The sequence below is a fragment of the Anoxybacillus ayderensis genome (assembly GCF_000833605.1).
GTDB lineage: Bacteria > Bacillota > Bacilli > Bacillales > Anoxybacillaceae > Anoxybacillus > Anoxybacillus ayderensis.
This window is the reverse complement of the sequence record NZ_JXTG01000011.1, coordinates 53,906-73,793: the sequence shown is the minus strand read 5'-3', so window position 1 is coordinate 73,793 and position 19,888 is coordinate 53,906. Positions and strand designations below refer to the sequence as shown.

The 19,888-nt window shown below is 40.5% G+C and carries 19 protein-coding genes; 9 read left to right on the top strand and 10 right to left on the bottom strand.

Going from position 1 to position 19,888, the window contains the following annotated elements; genetic code table 11:
• The first annotated feature begins 4 nt into the window (after positions 1–4).
• From cobA to JV16_RS10240, 3 genes are read left to right on the top strand one after another with little or no spacing between them, the layout of a single operon-like run.
• Positions 5–778, top strand: a complete 774-nt coding sequence (gene cobA / locus JV16_RS10250) for a uroporphyrinogen-III C-methyltransferase (RefSeq protein WP_021093945.1) — start codon at positions 5–7, stop codon at positions 776–778.
• Positions 779–781: 3 nt separating this feature from the next.
• Positions 782–1,489 carry a sirohydrochlorin chelatase gene (locus JV16_RS10245; RefSeq protein ID WP_042535662.1) on the top strand — a complete coding sequence of 236 codons (708 nt, stop codon included), beginning with the start codon at positions 782–784 and terminating at the stop codon, positions 1,487–1,489.
• 4 nt (positions 1,490–1,493) lie between these two features.
• Complete coding sequence (locus JV16_RS10240; RefSeq protein WP_042535660.1) at positions 1,494–1,991, top strand: NAD(P)-dependent oxidoreductase; 498 nt, start codon at positions 1,494–1,496, stop codon at positions 1,989–1,991.
• Between the two features lie 25 nt (positions 1,992–2,016).
• On the opposite strand, the gene JV16_RS10235 is transcribed toward JV16_RS10240, so the two are convergent.
• Positions 2,017–2,748: a DUF4397 domain-containing protein gene (locus tag JV16_RS10235; protein WP_216367535.1), complete on the bottom strand. Its 732-nt coding sequence runs from the start codon at positions 2,746–2,748 to the stop codon at positions 2,017–2,019.
• Positions 2,749–2,862: 114 nt separating this feature from the next.
• Between JV16_RS10235 and JV16_RS10230 the strand changes: the two genes are divergently transcribed.
• Positions 2,863–3,141 (top strand): acylphosphatase, encoded by a 279-nt coding sequence (locus JV16_RS10230; RefSeq protein WP_021093941.1) that lies wholly within the window; start codon positions 2,863–2,865, stop codon positions 3,139–3,141.
• 16 nt (positions 3,142–3,157) lie between these two features.
• On the opposite strand, the gene JV16_RS10225 is transcribed toward JV16_RS10230, so the two are convergent.
• From JV16_RS10225 to JV16_RS10210, 4 genes are all read right to left on the bottom strand, one after another.
• Positions 3,158–3,304 carry a FeoB-associated Cys-rich membrane protein gene (locus JV16_RS10225; RefSeq protein WP_035062905.1) on the bottom strand — a complete coding sequence of 49 codons (147 nt, stop codon included), beginning with the start codon at positions 3,302–3,304 and terminating at the stop codon, positions 3,158–3,160.
• A 14-nt stretch (positions 3,305–3,318) separates the two neighbouring features.
• Positions 3,319–5,322 carry a ferrous iron transport protein B gene (gene feoB / locus JV16_RS10220; protein ID WP_021093940.1) on the bottom strand — a complete coding sequence of 668 codons (2,004 nt, stop codon included), beginning with the start codon at positions 5,320–5,322 and terminating at the stop codon, positions 3,319–3,321.
• Complete coding sequence (locus JV16_RS10215) at positions 5,319–5,549, bottom strand: FeoA family protein (protein ID WP_009360812.1); 231 nt, start codon at positions 5,547–5,549, stop codon at positions 5,319–5,321. The genes feoB and JV16_RS10215 overlap by 4 nt, the downstream gene beginning before the upstream one ends.
• A gap of 97 nt (positions 5,550–5,646) precedes the next feature.
• Entirely contained in the window at positions 5,647–6,363 is a 717-nt protein-coding gene (locus tag JV16_RS10210) for an arginase family protein (protein ID WP_042535658.1), read from the bottom strand.
• 178 nt (positions 6,364–6,541) lie between these two features.
• Between JV16_RS10210 and cdr the strand changes: the two genes are divergently transcribed.
• A complete protein-coding gene (gene cdr, locus JV16_RS10205; protein ID WP_021093938.1) occupies positions 6,542–8,977 on the top strand; it encodes a CoA-disulfide reductase in 2,436 nt (811 codons plus the stop codon).
• A 127-nt stretch (positions 8,978–9,104) separates the two neighbouring features.
• Here cdr and JV16_RS10200 read toward each other — a convergent pair whose 3' ends face one another.
• Entirely contained in the window at positions 9,105–9,794 is a 690-nt protein-coding gene (locus JV16_RS10200; RefSeq protein ID WP_021093937.1) for a TerC family protein, read from the bottom strand.
• 225 nt (positions 9,795–10,019) lie between these two features.
• Between JV16_RS10200 and JV16_RS10195 the strand changes: the two genes are divergently transcribed.
• The 3 genes from JV16_RS10195 to JV16_RS10185 all read left to right on the top strand — a co-directional run bounded on the left by JV16_RS10195 (position 10,020) and on the right by JV16_RS10185 (position 14,680).
• Entirely contained in the window at positions 10,020–10,469 is a 450-nt protein-coding gene (locus JV16_RS10195) for a C40 family peptidase (protein ID WP_021093936.1), read from the top strand.
• Between the two features lie 168 nt (positions 10,470–10,637).
• Entirely contained in the window at positions 10,638–12,761 is a 2,124-nt protein-coding gene (locus JV16_RS10190) for a bifunctional diguanylate cyclase/phosphodiesterase (RefSeq protein ID WP_042535656.1), read from the top strand.
• 20 nt (positions 12,762–12,781) lie between these two features.
• Positions 12,782–14,680, top strand: a complete 1,899-nt coding sequence (locus tag JV16_RS10185; RefSeq protein WP_042535654.1) for a protoglobin domain-containing protein — start codon at positions 12,782–12,784, stop codon at positions 14,678–14,680.
• A 67-nt stretch (positions 14,681–14,747) separates the two neighbouring features.
• Here JV16_RS10185 and JV16_RS10180 read toward each other — a convergent pair whose 3' ends face one another.
• Together JV16_RS10180 and JV16_RS10175 are read right to left on the bottom strand one after the other, a co-directional pair.
• Positions 14,748–16,229 carry a methyl-accepting chemotaxis protein gene (locus JV16_RS10180; RefSeq protein ID WP_042535652.1) on the bottom strand — a complete coding sequence of 494 codons (1,482 nt, stop codon included), beginning with the start codon at positions 16,227–16,229 and terminating at the stop codon, positions 14,748–14,750.
• A 119-nt stretch (positions 16,230–16,348) separates the two neighbouring features.
• Positions 16,349–17,434: a nitric oxide synthase oxygenase gene (locus tag JV16_RS10175; RefSeq protein WP_042535650.1), complete on the bottom strand. Its 1,086-nt coding sequence runs from the start codon at positions 17,432–17,434 to the stop codon at positions 16,349–16,351.
• A gap of 202 nt (positions 17,435–17,636) precedes the next feature.
• Here JV16_RS10175 and JV16_RS10170 point away from each other — a divergent pair, with 202 nt between their 5' ends.
• Complete coding sequence (locus JV16_RS10170; protein ID WP_042535648.1) at positions 17,637–18,083, top strand: hypothetical protein; 447 nt, start codon at positions 17,637–17,639, stop codon at positions 18,081–18,083.
• Positions 18,084–18,102: 19 nt separating this feature from the next.
• Here JV16_RS10170 and JV16_RS10165 read toward each other — a convergent pair whose 3' ends face one another.
• Positions 18,103–19,272, bottom strand: coding sequence for an immunoglobulin-like domain-containing protein (locus JV16_RS10165; protein WP_042535646.1), 1,170 nt, complete (start codon positions 19,270–19,272; stop codon positions 18,103–18,105).
• Complete coding sequence (locus tag JV16_RS10160) at positions 19,259–19,744, bottom strand: sigma-70 family RNA polymerase sigma factor (protein WP_021094579.1); 486 nt, start codon at positions 19,742–19,744, stop codon at positions 19,259–19,261. Before JV16_RS10160 ends, JV16_RS10165 begins: the two co-directional genes overlap by 14 nt.
• Positions 19,745–19,888 lie beyond the last annotated feature (144 nt).

Sequence of the window (19,888 nt, the reverse complement as noted above, 5' to 3'; positions counted from 1 at the left end):
GACAATGGGGAAAGTATATTTAGTCGGCGCTGGTCCTGGGGATCCTGAGCTCATTACAGTAAAAGGATTAAAATGTATTCAACAAGCAGATGTTATTTTATACGACCGCCTCATTAACGAACAGCTACTGTCGTACGCCAAGCGCGATGCTGATTTGATTTATTGCGGAAAGTTACCAAATTACCATACAATGAAACAAGAGACGATTAATCATTTTTTAGTGAAGCATGCAAAAAGAGGAAAATATGTCACGAGATTAAAAGGCGGCGATCCTTTTCTATTCGGACGTGGTGGTGAAGAAGCGCAAGCACTTATCAAACATCGCATTCCGTTTGAAATCGTTCCCGGAGTGACATCTGGCATCGCCGTTCCAGCATATGCGGGAATTCCTGTCACTCATCGCGATTTTAGCGGAAGCGTTGCATTTGTCACAGGTCATCGCCGACTCGATGCAACAGATGCGGTACAATGGGAGCATTTAGCAAAGGGAGTCGATACGCTCGTCATTTATATGGGCGTGAAACATCTCCCATTCATTTGTAAACAATTACAGTTGTACGGCAGACAGCCACAAACCCCTGTTGCCGTCATCCAGTGGGGAACGCTTCCCGAGCAAAAAACGATCGTAGCGACGTTACATACGATTGCGGATGCTGTAAGAAAAAACTGTATCTCGAATCCGAGTATCATCATTGTCGGGGAAGTTGTCCAGCTACATGAACAGCTACAATGGTTTGAAACAATGTTAGAGGAAAAAATTGCACATGGAATGAGGTAGCATATGAAAGCTGTTTTATACATTTGTCACGGAAGTCGTTCAGCAGAAGGACAAAAAGAGGCGGTCGCTTTCGTCGAACGCCTCTCTTCTTCCATTTCAATCCCTATTCAACACATATGCTTTTTAGAATTGTGTGAACCGAATATTGTCGCGGGGGTGGAACGTTGCGTTCATGATGGGGCAACGACGATTTATGCCATTCCGCTTTTACTATTGTCGGCTAACCACGCGAAACGCGACATTCCATATGAGTTAGAAAAAGCAAAAAAGATGTTTCCTTCTGTAACGATTACATATGGAAAACCGTTCGGTGTACAACGTCTTATCGTTTCCGCCATATCGAAAACAATCGAACATGCTGATGCGATCATGCTCGTTGGCCGTGGAAGCAGCGATATAGACGCGCAAGCTGATTTCAAACAAATTGCTCATCTATTGCAACAAGAAACAAACATCCCCGTCTATCCATGTTATTTAGCAGCTGCTTCTCCTTCTTTTTCTGACGTTGTCACTTCGCTTGCCAAAACAGCGAAGCACAGACGAGTGGCCGTTGTGCCATACATTTTATTTTTCGGACAGCTGCTTGACTATATTCATGAAACGCTTCAAGCACAACAAACGAGCGACGTATCGTTTACATTATATCCTCCGATTCGAACGTATGACGTATTAGACCGTCTCGTTGAACAACAAGTTAAAGAATGGAGGTAGGCGTATGTTTCCTCTTTTCATCCGAATGAAAGGAAAAAAAGTTGTCATTGCCGGTGGCGGACAAATTGCGTATCGCCGCCTCCTCCCTCTTCTTGATGAAGGGGCTTGCATTACCGTCATTAGCCCAAAAGCGATCGATGCCATTGTTCATTTAGCCGAACAAAAACGAATTACATGGCATGCACGTTCGATTGAACCGAGCGACTATGCCGATGCTTTTTTCATTATTGCGGCAACGAACGATCCGAACGTTAATGAACAAATCGCTACCTATGCATCACCAAAACAGCTTGTCAATGTGGCAAGCAATCATCTTATCGGCAACGTTCATGTACCTGCCTTTTTTTCAAGAGGGAAATTACAAATTGCCATCACAACAGGAGGAGCAAGCCCTGCATTTGCGAAACAAATCAAAAAACAACTTGAACAACAATTTGATGAATCGATCGCTCAACATGTCGAAGAATTATATAAACAACGCAAACAGCGAAAAGAGCCTTGATCATTTCGATCAAAGCTCTTTTTGTTTATGACTCTAATACGAGCACCTCTAATGAAGGAGTGCGGGATACGTAACCGACGGCAACGACCGTATAAGACTTATTCGGTTGGAAGCGCACATTGGGAATCGATAAAACGACTTGATTTGTCCCTGCTACCCTCACATCGACATGCAATTTTTCGTTAACTGGCGCTTCAATATAATTCGTCACCTTTCCAAACGAAGCATTTTGGAACAATACATCCCCACCACGTAGCGCAATATCTACTGCTGGCGCATCTGGTGAAAAATGAGCAAAACGCACTTTCGCTTTTCCGTACGGCGCATATGGTTCGTCGAGAATAGAAAGAAGTTGCAAGCGATGTACGTCACCAATGACCGCAAGCGTATACGTCATTTTCGGCAAGACTTGAATGGTTTGACTAAGAACTGGAGACGTCGTATGTCCTGCTGGATACACGTCGATGCGATGCTCTCCTTTTGGCACTTTCATATATTGGCTTAGTTGTTTATATTTCATATTGCGTAATATTTTTTGCCCATTCACATATACATCAACCGCAGGAGCATTTGGCGAGGCATGAAATACGCGAATGCGTCCAGCGTCATCAACCCTCTCTTCCTCGCGTGACTTCACGATTTTTTCCACATACTCCATATGTTTTCGCATATACTTTTCATATTGATCACGATCTTTATATTGATAATAACGCGCTAACAAATCATACATCACAGCTTTTTGAATGTAGCGATCCATTTCATTCACAACAGTTCCTCCTCATAAATCTTTTTTACGTATTCAACGTATGCAATACAAGGTAGGCTGTTGTATGATTTTTATAGAAAATTTTTTTGCGAAGGAGATAAACAAATGATCGTTCGTTATTCCGTTGTTGCGCACGGTCGGGTACAAGGTGTAGGGTTTCGCTACTTTGCCCAATATGAAGCAAGAAGACGAGGTTTGACCGGTTGGGTAAAAAATTGTGAAGCTGATCATATGATCGAAATGGAAGTTCAAGGAGAAGTAGAACGAGTGGAGGCGTTTGTAGATGAAATAAAAAAAGGGCCACCATTTGCGCGTGTAGAACGAGTAGAACAATACGCCATTCCTACCGTCCCCCACGAAACGACCTTTCGCATTATATATTAAAAAAAGCTGACCGAAGTCAGCTTTTTTCATGACAACTTGTGCCGCATGCACCCTTGACTGAGCAGGCAGCGCATGTGCCTCGTTTACTTTTTTGAATAAAGCGGAAAATCGTCCACCCTGCATATCCGAAAATGACAGATCCGATGACAACATTTGCGATCATGTATATCCCTTCCTTTAGAAGCCGAATAAGCTTCCGGCTTGGTAAATGACAAACGAAACGATATATGCTAAAACTAGCGCATAGCCAATCGAAAACATCGTCCATTTTCGCGAACGTGTTTCTTTATAAATCGTCGCAACAGTTGCTAAACATGGAACATATAATAAAACAAATACCATAAAACTAAATGCGGATAGAGCAGTAAAGTGCGATGCCATGAGTCCTTGAAGCGATTCGACATCCGGCACGTGATAAATAATGTTCATCGTCGACACAACGACTTCTTTTGCTAAAAATCCGGTTAATAACGCAGCACCCGCTTGCCACGTACCAAATCCAAGCGGAGCAAGCAACGGCGCAAGCACGCTGCCAATCATCGCTAAAAAGCTGTCGTCCATATTTACATTGACACCATGTGGACCGACATAAGATAATAACCAAATAGCAACAGAACCCCCGAAAATAAACGTCCCTGCTTTTTTCACAAATCCTTTTCCTTTATCCCACGTACTGCGCCATAATGCTTGCCATTGTGGCATACGATATGGCGGCAATTCAACGACGAATACGGATGATTCTTCTTTTAAGATTGTTAATGAAAATAGCTTAGCAAGTATAAGAGCAAGTGAGACGCCAAGAACGTATAACGAAAGAACGACAAGCGCTTGATGTGTCGCGAAAAACGCCCCGACAAATAAAGCATATACCGGCAAACGTGCCGAACAAGACATAAGCGGTGTTAACAACATCGTCACAAGCCGTTCACGCGGTTGTTCAATCGTCCTTGCTGCCATGACGCCAGGAACATTACAACCAAATCCGATAATAAGCGGAATAAATGCTTTTCCGTTTAATCCGACCGCTTCCATTAATCGATCCATGACAAGGGCTACACGCGCCATATACCCCGAATCTTCTAAAAACGAAATAAAGAAAAACAAAATGAAAATTTGTGGCACGAATACAAGCACGCCACCTACCCCTGCGATAATGCCATCGACGATAAGGGCGCGAATAAATTCAGAAGCACCGATTGCTTTTAACACTGCTGTCATTGAATCTGTTAGCGGACCTGCAAAAAATGCATCAAGCAAGTCGGAAAGCGGTGCTCCAATCCAGTCGAACGTCAGCTGAAATAAAACATACATCGCCAATAAAAAAATGGGAATGCCGACATATTTATTTGTGACAACAGCATCAATACGTTCCGTCAACGTCACCCGTTCGATTTCTTTGCGCTGTACAGATTGTTCAATGATTTCTTTTACAAACGAACGACGCCGTTCATAAATGAGCTGAGCAAGCGACATTTGTTCTGCCTGTTGCACTTCTTTTTCTGCTTGTTCATATAATGAGCGCCATGTAGCTTCTGGCAACTTTTCTGCTACGTAATCACGAACGTAGCTATTCCCTTCATAAAACTGAATCGCTAACCAACGGACAGGAAATTTCTCCTCCGTTCCCCATGCGGCACGAAAGCGTTCGATTGCTCGTTCCATCGCCCCACCATAAAAAAGAGTAAGAGGCTCTGTTTGCTCTGTTGCTTTTTCAAGCAACATATGCTCTACTTGATCGCATCCTTTCCCCGTTCGAGCAACGACAGGAACAACAGGTACGCGCAACATTGTAGCTAATTTTGTTTGATCGATGAAGATCCCTCTTCTTTCTGCTACATCAACCATATTTAAAGCAATCGCTAGCGGTTTACCGAATTCCAAAAGTTGAACAGTTAACAATAAATTTCGTTCTAGTTGTGAGGCATCGACGATATTTAACATTTCATCGAACGACTCTGTCAATAAAAATTGCGTCACCACTCGCTCATCACGAGAAAGTGGATGGAGCGAATATACACCAGGCAAATCGATTACTTTGGCTTGCTTGTTGCGCAAAACACCTACCTTTTTTTCAACGGTCACACCGCTCCAGTTTCCAACATATTCGTACGTCCCGGTTAACTGATTAAACAACGATGTTTTCCCTGTATTTGGGTTACCCACAAGCGCAATATGCATCATAGCGGCTTCACCTGAATGTTCATCGCTTCATTACGACGAATGCCGACGCATTGTCCGCAATTTTCAATCATAAATGGTCCACCAAGCGGCATCGTACATTTCAAACAAATTTCCGCCCCTTCTGTGACCCCCATATCTAGCAATCTTCTTTTTACTAAATCGCTTACTCGCGATAAATCAACAATTTTTGCGCGTTCCCCAACCCGTAATTGCGTCATCGCAACCATACGTAATCCCCCAATTAATAATGATAACCTTTTTCAATATTCATTATAGTACGCAAGGCGGAAAACATCTATCTTTTTTTATTGTGTTCATAAAATGTTACGACGCAGAGGATATCGGCATATGTTTGAAACATGCACGTATAATCGCTTCGTTTGCTTGTTCATTTTTCACACAAAATGTTCGGTCTTCACCGCATACATCAACACCGAGCACATGCTTGTACCGAAAAAGATAGTCAATGTAAATCAAAAGCATTTGTAACGACATCGTCCCTTGGTCCCAGTTTGTTTGTGCATCTTGTGGGCGAAGCACATCTTTATCTATGCTAATGTATACATGTTTTGTCGGAATGGCGCGCACAATCGTCATTGGCGCATACGTCACATCATTTTTTGGAAAAGTCGTGACATGTGAAGATACGTATGAAGTTGCTGAACCGATAATGACAACGTGTTTTAATGTCGGAACATGTTTTTGAGCATATGATACCCATGAGCCACACGAAAGAAGTGGAAACAACGTTTGTTCATTCATGTCGGTATGATGATCAAACAATACGAGTGTAAACGGCTCATGAAATTGCTTAAGCAATACGTATGAAACATAATGATAGTTACCGCTTCCGATCAACGTCATCCCTCTCGTATGGCGACGTGCAAGTCTTTTTTCAATTTCCTGCATCGCATGGTCATCACAATATAAGTTTGTTCCTTCGATGTCATACATATCGATCCATTCATGAGGAAAACGAAGAAGATTTCGTTGCCACGTATACGTGTTGTCGAAGTTTAAAAACGTTACACTTGGATGCATACTTTCCCCACCCTTGTGCAAGTTTTTTCTTCAACAAAATTATACAAACATCTCTATAATCAATACAACGATGTTCTTTCATGAAAATATTCACATATTCGTCACAAACAAATACTAATACCCCTTTATCTATAATTTTCATTGTGATACAATTCACATTGTAAGGAGGTTGATCAATATGAGCAAAAAAATTGTCATTGTTGGTGGTGTAGCTGGTGGCGCAACAACAGCGGCCCGTCTACGCCGTTTAGATGAACAAGCGGAAATCGTGATGTTTGAACGTGGGGAATATATTTCATTTGCAAACTGTGGTCTTCCATATTATATCGGCGGTGCTATTACAGAGCGTGATGCTTTGCTCGTTCAAACGGTTGAAGGCATGGCGGAAAAATTTCATCTCGACATCCGCATTCAAAGTGAAGTCATTGCGATCAACCGCGAACGTAAAACGGTAACCGTGAAACATTTACCAACAGGTGAAACGTACGAAGAAAGTTACGACTATCTCGTTTTATCACCTGGAGCAAGCCCGATCAAACCAAACATTCCAGGCATAGAAGAAGCAAACGACTTATTCACATTGCGCAACATTCCGGATACAGATCGAATCAAATCATATGTAGATGAAAAGAAGCCGAAAAAAGCTGTCGTCATCGGTGGCGGCTTTATCGGTGTAGAAATGGTGGAAAATTTATGGGAGCGCGGCATAGACGTGACGCTCGTTGAAATGGCGAAACAAATTATGGCGCCTGTCGACTACGAAATGGCGGCAATTCTTCATCAACATATAAGAGATAAAGGCGTACGTCTCATTTTAGAAGATGGCGTTGCATCATTTGAGCAAAAAGGAAAAATCGTTCGCTTGCAAAGTGGAACAACGATCGAAACGGACATGATCGTCTTAGCTATTGGCGTAAAGCCAGAAAATGAACTAGCTAAACAAGCAGGACTAGCTATTGGCGAACGAGGTGGCATTCAAGTCAATGAATATTTACAAACATCTGATCCATCCATCTATGCGATTGGTGATGCGATTGAGGTGATTGACTATATTAACGGCAAACCGACTCACATTCCACTCGCATGGCCAGCAAATCGTCAAGGTCGAATCGTTGCCGACCATATTTATGGCCGGAACGTACGTTACAACGGAACGCTTGGCACAGCGATTGCAAAAGTATTTGATATGACCGTTGCGGCAACAGGAAACAACGAAAAAACGCTACAACGTCTCGGCATCACATATGAAGTGTTACACATTCATCCAAATTCACATGCGAGCTATTATCCAGGTGCGTTTCCAATCGCCCTAAAATTATTGTTCGATCGCAAAACTGGTCGCATATTCGGTGCCCAAGCGGTCGGTTACGATGGGGTTGATAAGCGAATTGATGTCATTGCAACGGCAATCAAAGGTGGAATGACAGTATTCGACTTACCAGACTTAGAATTAGCTTACGCACCGCCATATTCATCGGCTAAAGACCCAGTCAATATGGCAGGGTATGTTGCATCAAATATCATTGAAAACATGGTCGAAACAATTCAATGGCATGAAGTCAATCAATTAGTGAAAAACGGGGCATGTCTCGTTGACGTTCGTGAAGAAATGGAACGCGACATGGGATTTATTCCGGGCTCAATCAACATTCCGCTCGGACAATTACGCAAACGACTTCACGAGCTATCAAAAGATGAAACGATCTACGTTTATTGCCAAGTGGGATTACGCGGTTATTTAGCAGCACGCATATTAACTCAACATGGGTTCCGCGTGAAAAACTTAGATGGTGGATATAAAACATACGCCGCTGTTTACAACGAATATGAAGCACATCAAGCAGAGAAAGAAGAAAAACAAGTGGAGCGTGTTGATGTCATGAATGTTCAAGCAACAACATTAGATGCATGCGGACTCCAATGCCCTGGACCAATTATGAAAGTATATCAAACGATGGAACAGCTAAAAGATGGCGATGTATTAGAGGTCAAAGCAACGGACCCTGGATTTGCTCGTGACATTCAATCATGGTGTAAAAAAACGGGCAACACGTTACTAAAGACTACGTTCGAAAATAAAATGTTTACCGCCTATATCCAAAAAGGAACGACAGCACCCGCTCCATCTATAAAAGAAACGAAAAAAGACGGGGCAACGCTCGTTGTGTTTAGCGGGGATTTAGATAAAGCGATCGCATCGTTTATTATCGCATCGGGTGCCGCAGCAATGGGCAAAAAAGTAACGATGTTCTTTACATTCTGGGGACTAAATATTTTACGGAAAAAAGACGCTCCGCCGGTACAAAAAGATATGCTTGAGAAAATGTTCGGCATGATGATGCCAAAAGGTGTTCATGATCTCCCGTTATCAAAAATGAACATGGCAGGCATGGGACCAAAAATGATTCAATACGTCATGGAAAAGAAACATGTAGATGACATTGAAACATTAATGAAAAATGCTATGGCTGCGGGTGTTAAACTTGTCGCTTGCTCGATGTCGATGGACATCATGGGCATTAAAAAAGAGGAATTAATTGATGGAATCGAAGTGGGCGGCGTCGCAACATATTTAGGTGATGCAGAAGAAGCAGGCTTAAACTTATTTATTTAAAAAAATCGGGCTATCTCGCGATCGAGATAGCCCTTTCAAGTATATTCACAGGGGGATCGGGGGAATACACTTAGCATTATTCATTATGACCGTTCTTTTTTGTTTTATACATATGTTCATAAAATTTTTATGCAATTTTTTGTTTATCCATTTTTTTATTTTTTACATATCCCGCCAGTAAAATAAACCCTATAACAACAATAAGAAATACGAGCGATTGCGAATCTTGAGAAAAAGCCATCCATTTTTTTATTTGTTCATCCTTTAATAACATCTCCCCCGCTGTCCACGCTAAAATACCTGATCCAACATAAGGAATCCATTTATATTTCTCCATCGCCAACACAATCGCCTTCGACCCAAAAATCATAATCGGAATGCTGATCGCGACACCAAAAGCGATCATGCCGATATGCCCCCCTGATGCTCCGGCAATCGCCACAACATTATCTAAGCTCATGACAGCATCAGCCACAATAATCGTCCAAATCGCTTTCCATAAACGGTCGGCCGCTTGTACATTCGCTTCTTCTTCCTCGTTCACAAGCACTTTATACGCAATCCAAAGGAGCAATAATCCTCCCGCAAAATGAACAAATGGAATTTGTAATAAAAAGACGATGATTGCAGCAAACAATATGCGCAAAATGACGGCTCCAGCAGTCCCGAATAAAATGGCCCGATTGCGTTGCTTTTCCGGCAATCGACGCGTAGCCATGGCAATGACAATCGCATTGTCTCCAGATAAAATAATGTCAATCGCAATAATTTTTAACAAAGCGACAATCGCTTCTGATGAGATGATCCAATCAAGCATCTAAGCTCCCCTTTTTCAATATATTTCTCCCCTATCTTATCGCGAAGCCCGTCTACATTCAACTTTTCTATTCCGACATATATGTTAAATTCTCTCTTTATTTTTACAAAAACCGACCGTTGTAATGTATTTGTAACATAATTTAATGGCTATGTAACAATTTTTCGACATCTTTTTTGCTATAATGTATTCGTCGATGGAACAAGTCTTTTGGAGGTTCAAGCAATGAAAAAGTCTCTAGCCACTGCCGCTCTCTTCATGATTTTATGTTTCACTTTTTTTGCAAACCCTTTCAAAACAGAAGCTGCGTTTTCAGCGAATACGCTTATTGCTGAAGCACAGAAAGTAATTGGTACACCGTATCGTGCAGGAGGAACGACTCCAAAAGGATTTGATTGCTCTGGCTTTGTTAGTTATACATATAAAAAATTAGGTGTTTCGCTCCCTCGTTCTTCAGAAGCAATGTATGGGGTCGGAAAGCCTGTTTCCCTCAACCAATTAGCACCGGGGGATTTGCTGTTTTTTAAAACATCGAAACATAAAGGGATCTCTCACGTTGCAATTTATATTGGCCACGGGCGTATGGTTCATTCCACATCATCAAAGGGAGTCAAAATAGACTCTATTCATCAATCTTATTGGAAACAACGTTTTGTTGGAGCGAAACGTTTATAAAGCGAAGGCAAGCACTTCATGCCGAACGTCTTTTCGACGCGAAGTGCTTGCTCTCGACAACAAAGCAGGGGACACCTCCTGCTTTTTTTCATTATTTTTTCATTTCCTCTCCTATTCTTGCGATATATAATATATGTAACGTGGGGATGATGGAGGGACATAGCACCGATGACAAAAAAAGAAAAATGGTCCATGATAGTTAGCTCGTTGGCGTTCATTTGTTTCATAGCCATTTTGCTGTTTAGTTCAGCGCTAACAATGACATTTAAACAAAATCACTTTTTGTCAATTCATACATTGCTTGAGTTTTTCAGCATTACAGTTGCTATGGCTATTGCGTTTCAAGGATGGATTTCGTTTCCGCAAGCGTTATCGCGCCGTCGATTGCGCATTGCGACAACTTTTTTAGCCGTCGGCTGCCTCGATTTATTGCACACGCTTACATATAAAGAAATGCCGAGCATTGTGTTTGCAGATAGTTCCGTTCAGCTTGCGACTTCTTTTTGGCTAGCTGCTCGGCTCACACAAGCAGTATTTTTATTGCTCGCTTTTTTACTTCCTGACGGACCGATTCAAGAAAAAGAGAAGCTGCTCGGTTTCTTCGTTCCTTTACTATATGTAGGGCTTTTATCGATAAGTATCGTTCATCTTGCAGACTCCTTGCCACCGCTTGTCGTTGAAGGGCTAGGAACGACTCCACTAAAAAACGGAGTAGAGTACGTTATCACAACATTACACATCATCACGATTATTTTACTCATTCGACACTATAAAGAAAAACGGCTAGCGCCAACGCTTGATGTCATGGTCGGTTTCGTCTTCTTACTTTTAAGTGAACTTATTTTCACGCTATACCGCAACGTTTATGATGTGTTAAACATATTCGGACACGTATATAAAGTAATCGGCTTTTCTTACTTTTTACGCGGTTTATATTTAGCGTCGTTTAAAGAACCGTTTCAAGCAAGAGAGCGTGCCGAGCAAGCGCTCGCTAAAAGTAGAGAGCAACTGAGAAAACAAGCTTTATTCGATGAACTAACAAATTTACCAAACCGACGCTATTTTATTGATACACTTCGTGAGCGACTCGAAATAGCGAAACAAAAAAACGAAACTGTGGCGCTTTTTTTCCTTGATTTAGATAACTTTAAAAATATTAATGACTCACTTGGCCATGCAGCTGGTGATCTTTTGTTGCAATTGGTGGCGAAACGATTAAGTCATTTGCACGATCATTTTGTCGCTCGCCTTGGGGGCGATGAATTTGCGGTCATTGTTGCTGATGTTCCATCATTTGAACAAGTAGCACAACAGATGATTGATATACTTGGCGAACCTTTTTTTATTCGTCAAAAAGAATTGTTTATTACAACAAGTCTCGGCATAAGCGTATACCCAACAGATGGGGAAGATGAAATGACATTGATTCAACATGCGGATATGGCGATGTATGAAGCAAAGAAAAAAGGGAAAAATCAATGGGCGATGTACGATCCAACGTTTGAACAAGAGCGCATCCGAAAATCACTCATTCGCCAACGATTACACGTCGCTTTAGAGCAACACGCCATTTCTGTATATTATCAACCAATTATCGACATGAAGAAAAATCAACTTGTTGGAATGGAAGCGCTCGCTCGCTGGAACGATGAAGAACTCGGCTTCGTTCCACCAAATGAATTTATTAGCATCGCTGAAGAGGATGGTTTTATTATTCCGCTTGGAGAATATATTTTCCAAACAGCTGTTTGTGACTTAAAACGACTACATGAACAAGGCTTAACTCACGTATATGTCAGCATTAACTTATCGCTTCGTCAATTGAAAAACGAGCAGTTTCTTTCTTTTGTACAACAATTATTAGAGAAAACGAGTTTGCAACCAAACCATATTGAATTAGAAATTACAGAAAACATTGCGTTAAGCGATGAAAAGCAAGTCATCGAAACGATTCATGCCCTAAAACAAATGGGAATTCGCATCGCGATTGACGATTTCGGTAGCGGCTATTCATCAATCGGTTACTTGCGCCATATTTCTGTCGATACACTCAAAATTGACAAGTCGTTTATTTTCGAAGTCACCACAAACGAACATACCGCAAAATTAACCGAAGCTATTATTGCGCTTGCCCATCGCTTGCATTTGCATATCGTCGCTGAAGGAGTAGAAACAGATCAACACGTTTCGTTTTTACAATCAACTCATTGCGACAAAGTGCAAGGCTATTTCTTTAGCCCGCCTGTTCCGTTTGAAAAAGTTGTGAAACAAGTTCAAGCTGCTCATATATAATAAAGGGGAGAATTTGGGGGATGAAACATATACAAGTAACAGACAAAAAGCGACTTCATCAGCTACGTTATACAGGGGTAACAGAAGAAAAGCTACAATCCATTTACAATCATCGCAATGTATTACAACCGTTAGTCGAAGGAATTGTGGAAGATTTATATAAAGAGATATTATCTATTCCTTCTTTACGCAAATTAATTGAAGAACATTCGACATTAAGACGATTGAAAAAAACACAAATCACATATTTGAATGAATGTTTTGCAGGGGTCATTGATGACGAGTATATTCAAAAGCGGTACAATATCGGCAAAGTGCACTCTGAAATCGGACTTGATTTGAAATGGTATTTAGCTACGTATACGAAATACGTTGAAATTATTTACAAACATATCTCTCCCGTTTTGCCGAATGAAGCAATCAACATTTTATTAGCTATTCATGCACTATTTTCATTTGACATGCAGCTTACCCTTGAAGCATATGAAATGGCTGAAATCGAAAAAGCAGCACACCCGCTTCGTTACGAACTGCACAAATTACAACAAGTGAATGGATTTACAGAACAAGATTTGCAACATCTTGATGAATTTAGCGGCTATATTTCGTTTCGCGTCGATGCGATTATGGAAGCATTTCGCCAATCGTTTTCACAACGGCTATGGGAAGAGTATTCATACAGTTTTTTTGAACGAGAAAAGTTTTTTCAGTATGTTAAAAACTTTTTGTTACAATTTTTCCAAGAGAAAATTTACTATGACACCGAATCATACTTTCGCATCATTCGCGACTGGAGTCGATTAATTATCGATCAAAAATATCATGAAAGCTTTTTCCATATTACAACGGAATCTATTTGCGAAGCGATAAAAAAGATATTTTTAACAAAAGAATATTTGCATGACCCACATGTCGTTCAATATATTTACTCGTTCGAGCGATTTACGAAATTTACACTTTCAATTATGCAAGAAATCATTCGACCGTACTTATTTTTACGCGATTTCGATTTTCTCGATATTTACGCCTACGAAATTAGCACAATTGATTTTGGTCGTATTACATGGATTGATGAAAAAACGAAACGATTGTTGCATCACATCGGCATAGAGGAAGAGCATCCGATTGGGCGTCGCTGTTACGAGTTATTTCATCAACGTACCGTCCCTTGTTCAGGCTGTCCAGCGTTAGAAGAAAAGTCCGAACCACTGCTTGCCACATTTGAAAATGAAAGCGGGCCCCATTATTATAAGGTTCGGCTTTTGCCGCAAAATAAAATTTTTGAGCTATCTCGTGCCCTTCTCGTCATTCAAGATGTCACAAAAGAGGCAAAAGTGATGTTCGATACGCTTGAACGGTTGCTTCAACTAGCTGAATATCGCGATGATGATACGAAAAATCATGTGCATCGCATCGGCATTCTTTCCAGCATGCTTGCTCGTCTTGCTGGGTGTGACGAACAATTTGTGGCTAATATTCAAATTGCAGCGAAATTTCATGACATCGGAAAAGTTGGTATTCCTGATTACATCTTAAACAAACCAGGAAAGCTAACAAAAGAAGAATGGGAATCGATGAAGACGCACGTGCTCATTGGCCATCAAATTTTAGCCAATCTCGATTTACCTGTCATTCAAATGGCTGCAAACATTGCACAAACCCATCATGAATGGTGGAATGGACAAGGATATCCAAACGGATTAAAAGGAGAAGAAATTCCGCTAGAAGGACGAATTGTCGCCATTGTTGATGTGTTCGATGCATTATTGTCCAAACGCATTTACAAAGACGCTTTCCCTCCAGAGAAAGTAAAAGAGATTTTACTTGATGGTCGCGGAAAACAATTCGATCCGAAATTGATTGACTTATTCATTACAATGTGGAACGATTTTCTCGAAACAAGGGAAAGCCTAGCGTAAATGTAATGTAACAAAAATAAAAGCACCTCCAAATATTTCATGTGAAATTCGGGGGTGCTCTTCCTTTTTATACTATTTGTTGTTGAATCGTTGCGGCACGATGAGCCGTTTCTGTTACATATGCCGCCATTTTTTCATTCGCATCTTTTAAGTGTTCTACTGTTGCACTTACTTCTTCGAGGGCTGCACTCGATTGTTGAATGAAAACAGAAAAATCGCTAATGGAACGATCCATTTTTTCTCCTTGTTTCTCTAGCTTCTCGCTAATGATAAAAAAGTGAGAAAGTTGTTCTTGCAAATAAGTTAACGACTGATACAATCGTTCAAAATATACATTCACTTCATCCGTCAATGATTCATTTTTCGTTAATTGTTCACTCGTTTCATCCATCCGCTCTAACAGCTCATTGTTACTTTCGTTTACTTCTGCCAAATTACAAACGATTTGTTGTGTCGTTTCTTCCGTTAATACAGCCAACTTTCGAATTTCTTCTGCAACGACCGCAAATCCTTTCCCGTATTCCCCTGCTCGCGCTGCTTCAATCGTCGCATTTAATGCCAATAAATTCGTTTGATTTGTAATTTGTTTAATTTGTTTCGTTAACTCATTTGTATTGGCAATTTTACTCGTTAATGCATTTAATGTCGTTCTCGTCGCATGAATCGCCTCATGGAACTTTGCTGTATGTGTTAGTAAAAGATGCATTTTTTGTATACCAGCCTGCGCCATTTCACTTGATTGTGCTGAATGTTCCTTTAATTGTTTAGAAGTTTCGTAAATTCGCTCACTCATCGTTTTCGCTTCCGCTACTTCATCATGAATATCAACGACTTGTTCACTTTGTGCTTGACCTGCCACCGCAGCTTGCCGAATCGCTTCTTTCATTTCTTCTTGTGCTTGCACATTTTGAAGCACCTTTTGATGAATATGTTCCACATTTTCAATAATGTGTCTTAATTGTTGTTCAAGCTCATACCTTCTTGCACTTTGCTTTTCTTTTTCTTCATGCGTCTGTCCAACATGCTCAACAAGCTGATGAAACTGCTTACGACTTAAATGCAACAAAACAGAAAGCGCGATGCCTATCATCACATAAACGATAAAAACGGTATGCCCAGTTTTTTGAAACACCTGCTGAAACGGTGAAGGAGTAAGTGCACTGACAACTAAAACAATTGTTCCAAGCAACATCCCTGTCATAAACAATACGCGATACAAATGTAACACCGACAACACAGCTAAACAAAAAGCCAAGGCGATTGTCCCTAAACTCCCGCCTGTCGTAAACAAGCTGCCTAACGTCGCAGAAAATAATATAAAAATAATAAAGTATGGATATATGTGCTCATGCTTTTTTATCTTTTTTAACACGATATAAACGAGTACATTGAGTAAAAGACTTCCCCCATAAATAGCAATCTTCTCTACTTTCTCCCCAATCAAAATAAGTCCAATCAAGCCTGTTAACGCACTAAACGTATAAATGAGGAACAGAAAAAAATTTTTCTTCCTCATTTCTTCCATCTTGAGTTGCTCAATAAAACCCAATCATGTCTCCCCCTTTTCCTTTTTTCTATAACTATATCAAAAAAATAAGAAGATAGTAAATATTATTCTGAAAATTAGGAATATATTCCTGCAAAAAACACCACGCCATTGACGCGGTGTTACTCATAAGGACGTTGTTGATAAAAATAATTCGGTTTTACAATTGTATTATCATAATATTGGTGAAAAATGTGCGTTGTCGCTGGGGAAAGGGGAGGAATGAGCCACGTCCAACTGCCTGTTACTTTCCTTCCTGCTTCTTGTTCGTGTTGTTCAAATCGCTTAAACTGCTGGGCTGCCGTATGGTGATCAACAATGCTTACTCCTGCTTTTTTATACGAATATAAAACAGCTACATTTAATTCAACAAGCGCTTGATCTTTCCATAGTGTGCTATTTCTCGATGTATCAAGACCCATGCATGAAGCAATTTTCGGAAGCATATTATATCGGTAATCATCCGCGAAATTGCGCGCCCCGATTTCTGTTCCCATATACCAACCGTTAAACGGAGCTGCTGTATACCGTATACCACCGATCTCTAAACACATATCTGAAATAATCGGCACAGCGTACCATTTTAACTGCAAATCATGGAACCACGCAAACTTCGGATGTTCAATTGGCACTTCAAGTACGATATCTTTTGGAATCGGAAACAACTTCGGGTCGCGACCATCTATTTGGATGACGAGAGGTAAAATGTCAAAATGCGTCCGTTCACCTCTCCAACCTAACTGTTCACACGCTTTCGTAAACGAGATGGATGAGGAATCTCCAATGATTCCATGCTCTGTTTCATAACCGGCATAACGAATTAACTGATGATTCCAAATGCGAACACGTTCAGGACGAAAAATAGTAATAGTCGGACGAATTTTCCCTTCGTTTGTCGCAAAAGCAATGTGATGGAATAGACGCTCCGCAATATCTTCTTCTCTCTCTATCGCACGTGCATCAAACACATGAAGCGTTTGCCAAAATAAACGTCCGATACAACGATTGCTGTTTCGCCATGCCATGCGCGCCCCATGTTCAAGCTCTTCATACGTATGTTCATACGTTCCCGTTTGTTCAATTTCTCGCTTCACTTGTTGTAACCGCTCATATATTTCATCATCGTTTTTTCCTAACTCTGTATAACATAAAGTGATAAATTGTTTTGCCTCTTTCCATAATGCTGTCAACGTCAGTCCCCCCACCATCTTGTCTGTTTATACAATACACCATCTAGCAACAAAATCACAACAAAGAGCATATTCCACCCTTTGAACCAATTGTGTATAATAAAATACAGGAAACAGTCTTTATCCGCATCACCACACATCCTAAACACCTCTTCCTAGCACCGTACATGCCTGTCACCTGTTTCCCTTTCTACACTTCTAAACGAAAGGAGGTTCCCTCATGGAGCATACGTTGCGACAAATTTTGGACAAGCTTGACAAAATGGAAGCTAACATGACAACGAAGCAGGAACTTGAAGAAATCAAAGCCAACATGGCGACGAAGCAAGAGCTTGCAGAAATCAAAGCAGAACTTGAGAAAGTCAAAGCTAACATGATAACAAAACAAGAACTTCAAGAAGTCAAAGCTAACATGGCAACAAAACAAGAACTTCAAGAAGTCAAAGCTAACATGGCAACAAAACAAGAACTTCAAGAAGTCAAAGCTAACATGGCGACGAAGCAAGACTTCACGCTTGTCCAACAAGCCGTGCTTGAAACAAATGAAATCATCAAAAAACTAGAAACGAAAATTGACAGCCATGAAAAACTTTTAACTCTTCTTTCGCATCGCTCACTCGAGCATGAAGCAGCTATTTCTAGCATTCGTTTCATTTTAACAAAATAAACGAGGGAACTCCCCTCGTTTACTCAATATGACTTAATACATATTCGTCTCCTTTTCGAACGATGACGACATAAAATACATTTATTTGTTCGTTTGTTCGGGCATTCATCACAGTCACTTTCACTTTAACTTCCTCTTTTTTACTTGCTTCATTCGGTTCCCAATAAATGATCGATGGCTCAACATTAGCTCGTTCTCCATTTAAAAATAAAACTTTTGGTCCTTCATATCCTTCGATGCCTTCGATCTGTCCGCTATCAGGTGACATTGATTCAGCGATCATTTGTTCATCAGAAGATACAGGTTGCTCCGCTTCATAAATCGTGAACGCATCATCAGCCATTTTATCCGTAAATAACTTTCCTTCACTTGCTTCCATTGAAAAATTTACTTGTTCTTTTCCTTCATACATCGGATATATATGCAACCCTTGGCGGTTCGTTCTCGTTAAAACAAGTCCGTTATAGCTACTATAAACAGAAAAGTGGCGATCTTTTTCACATGCTATTTTCACATCTTTCATTTCGCTCGTCTCAATCGGTTTTGCTTCCATATACGTTTGAAAGTTCATCAGCTTTTGATCGACAACATCAAATTCAATATAACCGATGAAGTGAGCTGTATCCGCATAATACGTACGCACGGTGCGATATTTTCCATTTGCTAACGGTCCATTTAACAATGAAAAATCAATAACATCCTTCACCGTTTGTCCTTTTTCAACTAATGCTAAAACTTCAATGACTGCGATATCATTCGTTAACGTTGTCGGTAACCATGTCTGTTTTTTGTCATCGTATCGCTCAATTGTATATGCATACCCGAACGAAATGACACCATCGCTTTTATTCGTCACAGAGAACTGGAGCTTTTGTTTGTTTGAATCATATGTGACATCATGAATAGTTACATACGAATCATTAACTTCCGTTTTCATCATATCTTCCCCTTGCCCATGTTCCATCATCATTTCCGCTTCTTCTGTCGTTTTTTCTTTAGCAGGTTTTGTCGGATACAAGCTAACAGCCAATAATACACTCGCAGCAACTAAAGTCACATAAGCTGGTCGAAGCGACTTTCGCTTCTGTTGTTTTTCTCTTTCTTCAATTCGTTCAATGACTTTATTTTTCAATTCTTCCGTCACGACAATGTGTTCCATCTCTTTTTTATATCGCTCACGCAAAATCATACTCCCCTTTCAGTTTGTTTTTTAACATTTCCCTCGCACGTGCTAACAGCGAACGAACCGTACTTTCCCGCTTTTTCAACAACTCGGCAATTTCCTTCGTCTGATACCCTTCATAGTAAAATAAATGGACGACTTCTCGATATTTTGTCGGAAGCGATGTGACTGCTGACATGACTTCGAAGTAATCGTTGGCATCAACATCAGAAGAATGCAACCATTCTTCATATGCATCGACCTTTCGATACGCAAACCATTTTAATTTGTTTTTACATACATTTGCAGTAACGCGAATAAGCCACGCCTTCATATGCTCTTCACTTTGTATCCGATCCATATGCTCATATAGCTTAATAAACACATCTTGAAAGACATCTTCTGCATCGTGTTCATTTCTCATGTACGTATACGCGAGGCGTAACACCATATTCCCATATTCATCCATAGCACGCTGGATTTGTTCTTTTGTGCACAAAGAAACGACCTCCTTTCACTTCATATACAACTGAACAAATAAAAATGTTGCAGCCAATCGAAACTTTTTATCTTTTAAGTATACAAAAAGACAGCGAGTGATGCGGTCGCTGTCTTTAAACTAAAACAATGCAAAATATCTCTT

Coding starts and splice junctions, on each gene's coding strand:
- JV16_RS10190 (WP_042535656.1), top strand. CDS start 10,638: ATGACAAAAAAAGAAAAATGGTCCATGATAGTTAGCTCGTTGGCGTTC.
- JV16_RS10175 (WP_042535650.1), bottom strand. CDS start 17,434: ATGGTGGGGGGACTGACGTTGACAGCATTATGGAAAGAGGCAAAACAA.
- JV16_RS10245 (WP_042535662.1), top strand. CDS start 782: ATGAAAGCTGTTTTATACATTTGTCACGGAAGTCGTTCAGCAGAAGGA.
- JV16_RS10165 (WP_042535646.1), bottom strand. CDS start 19,272: ATGATTTTGCGTGAGCGATATAAAAAAGAGATGGAACACATTGTCGTG.
- JV16_RS10230 (WP_021093941.1), top strand. CDS start 2,863: ATGATCGTTCGTTATTCCGTTGTTGCGCACGGTCGGGTACAAGGTGTA.
- feoB (WP_021093940.1), bottom strand. CDS start 5,322: ATGATGCATATTGCGCTTGTGGGTAACCCAAATACAGGGAAAACATCG.
- JV16_RS10210 (WP_042535658.1), bottom strand. CDS start 6,363: ATGCATCCAAGTGTAACGTTTTTAAACTTCGACAACACGTATACGTGG.
- JV16_RS10215 (WP_009360812.1), bottom strand. CDS start 5,549: ATGGTTGCGATGACGCAATTACGGGTTGGGGAACGCGCAAAAATTGTT.
- JV16_RS10195 (WP_021093936.1), top strand. CDS start 10,020: ATGAAAAAGTCTCTAGCCACTGCCGCTCTCTTCATGATTTTATGTTTC.
- cobA (WP_021093945.1), top strand. CDS start 5: ATGGGGAAAGTATATTTAGTCGGCGCTGGTCCTGGGGATCCTGAGCTC.
- JV16_RS10200 (WP_021093937.1), bottom strand. CDS start 9,794: ATGCTTGATTGGATCATCTCATCAGAAGCGATTGTCGCTTTGTTAAAA.
- JV16_RS10235 (WP_216367535.1), bottom strand. CDS start 2,748: ATGGATCGCTACATTCAAAAAGCTGTGATGTATGATTTGTTAGCGCGT.
- JV16_RS10170 (WP_042535648.1), top strand. CDS start 17,637: ATGGAGCATACGTTGCGACAAATTTTGGACAAGCTTGACAAAATGGAA.
- JV16_RS10240 (WP_042535660.1), top strand. CDS start 1,494: ATGTTTCCTCTTTTCATCCGAATGAAAGGAAAAAAAGTTGTCATTGCC.
- cdr (WP_021093938.1), top strand. CDS start 6,542: ATGAGCAAAAAAATTGTCATTGTTGGTGGTGTAGCTGGTGGCGCAACA.
- JV16_RS10185 (WP_042535654.1), top strand. CDS start 12,782: ATGAAACATATACAAGTAACAGACAAAAAGCGACTTCATCAGCTACGT.
- JV16_RS10225 (WP_035062905.1), bottom strand. CDS start 3,304: ATGATCGCAAATGTTGTCATCGGATCTGTCATTTTCGGATATGCAGGG.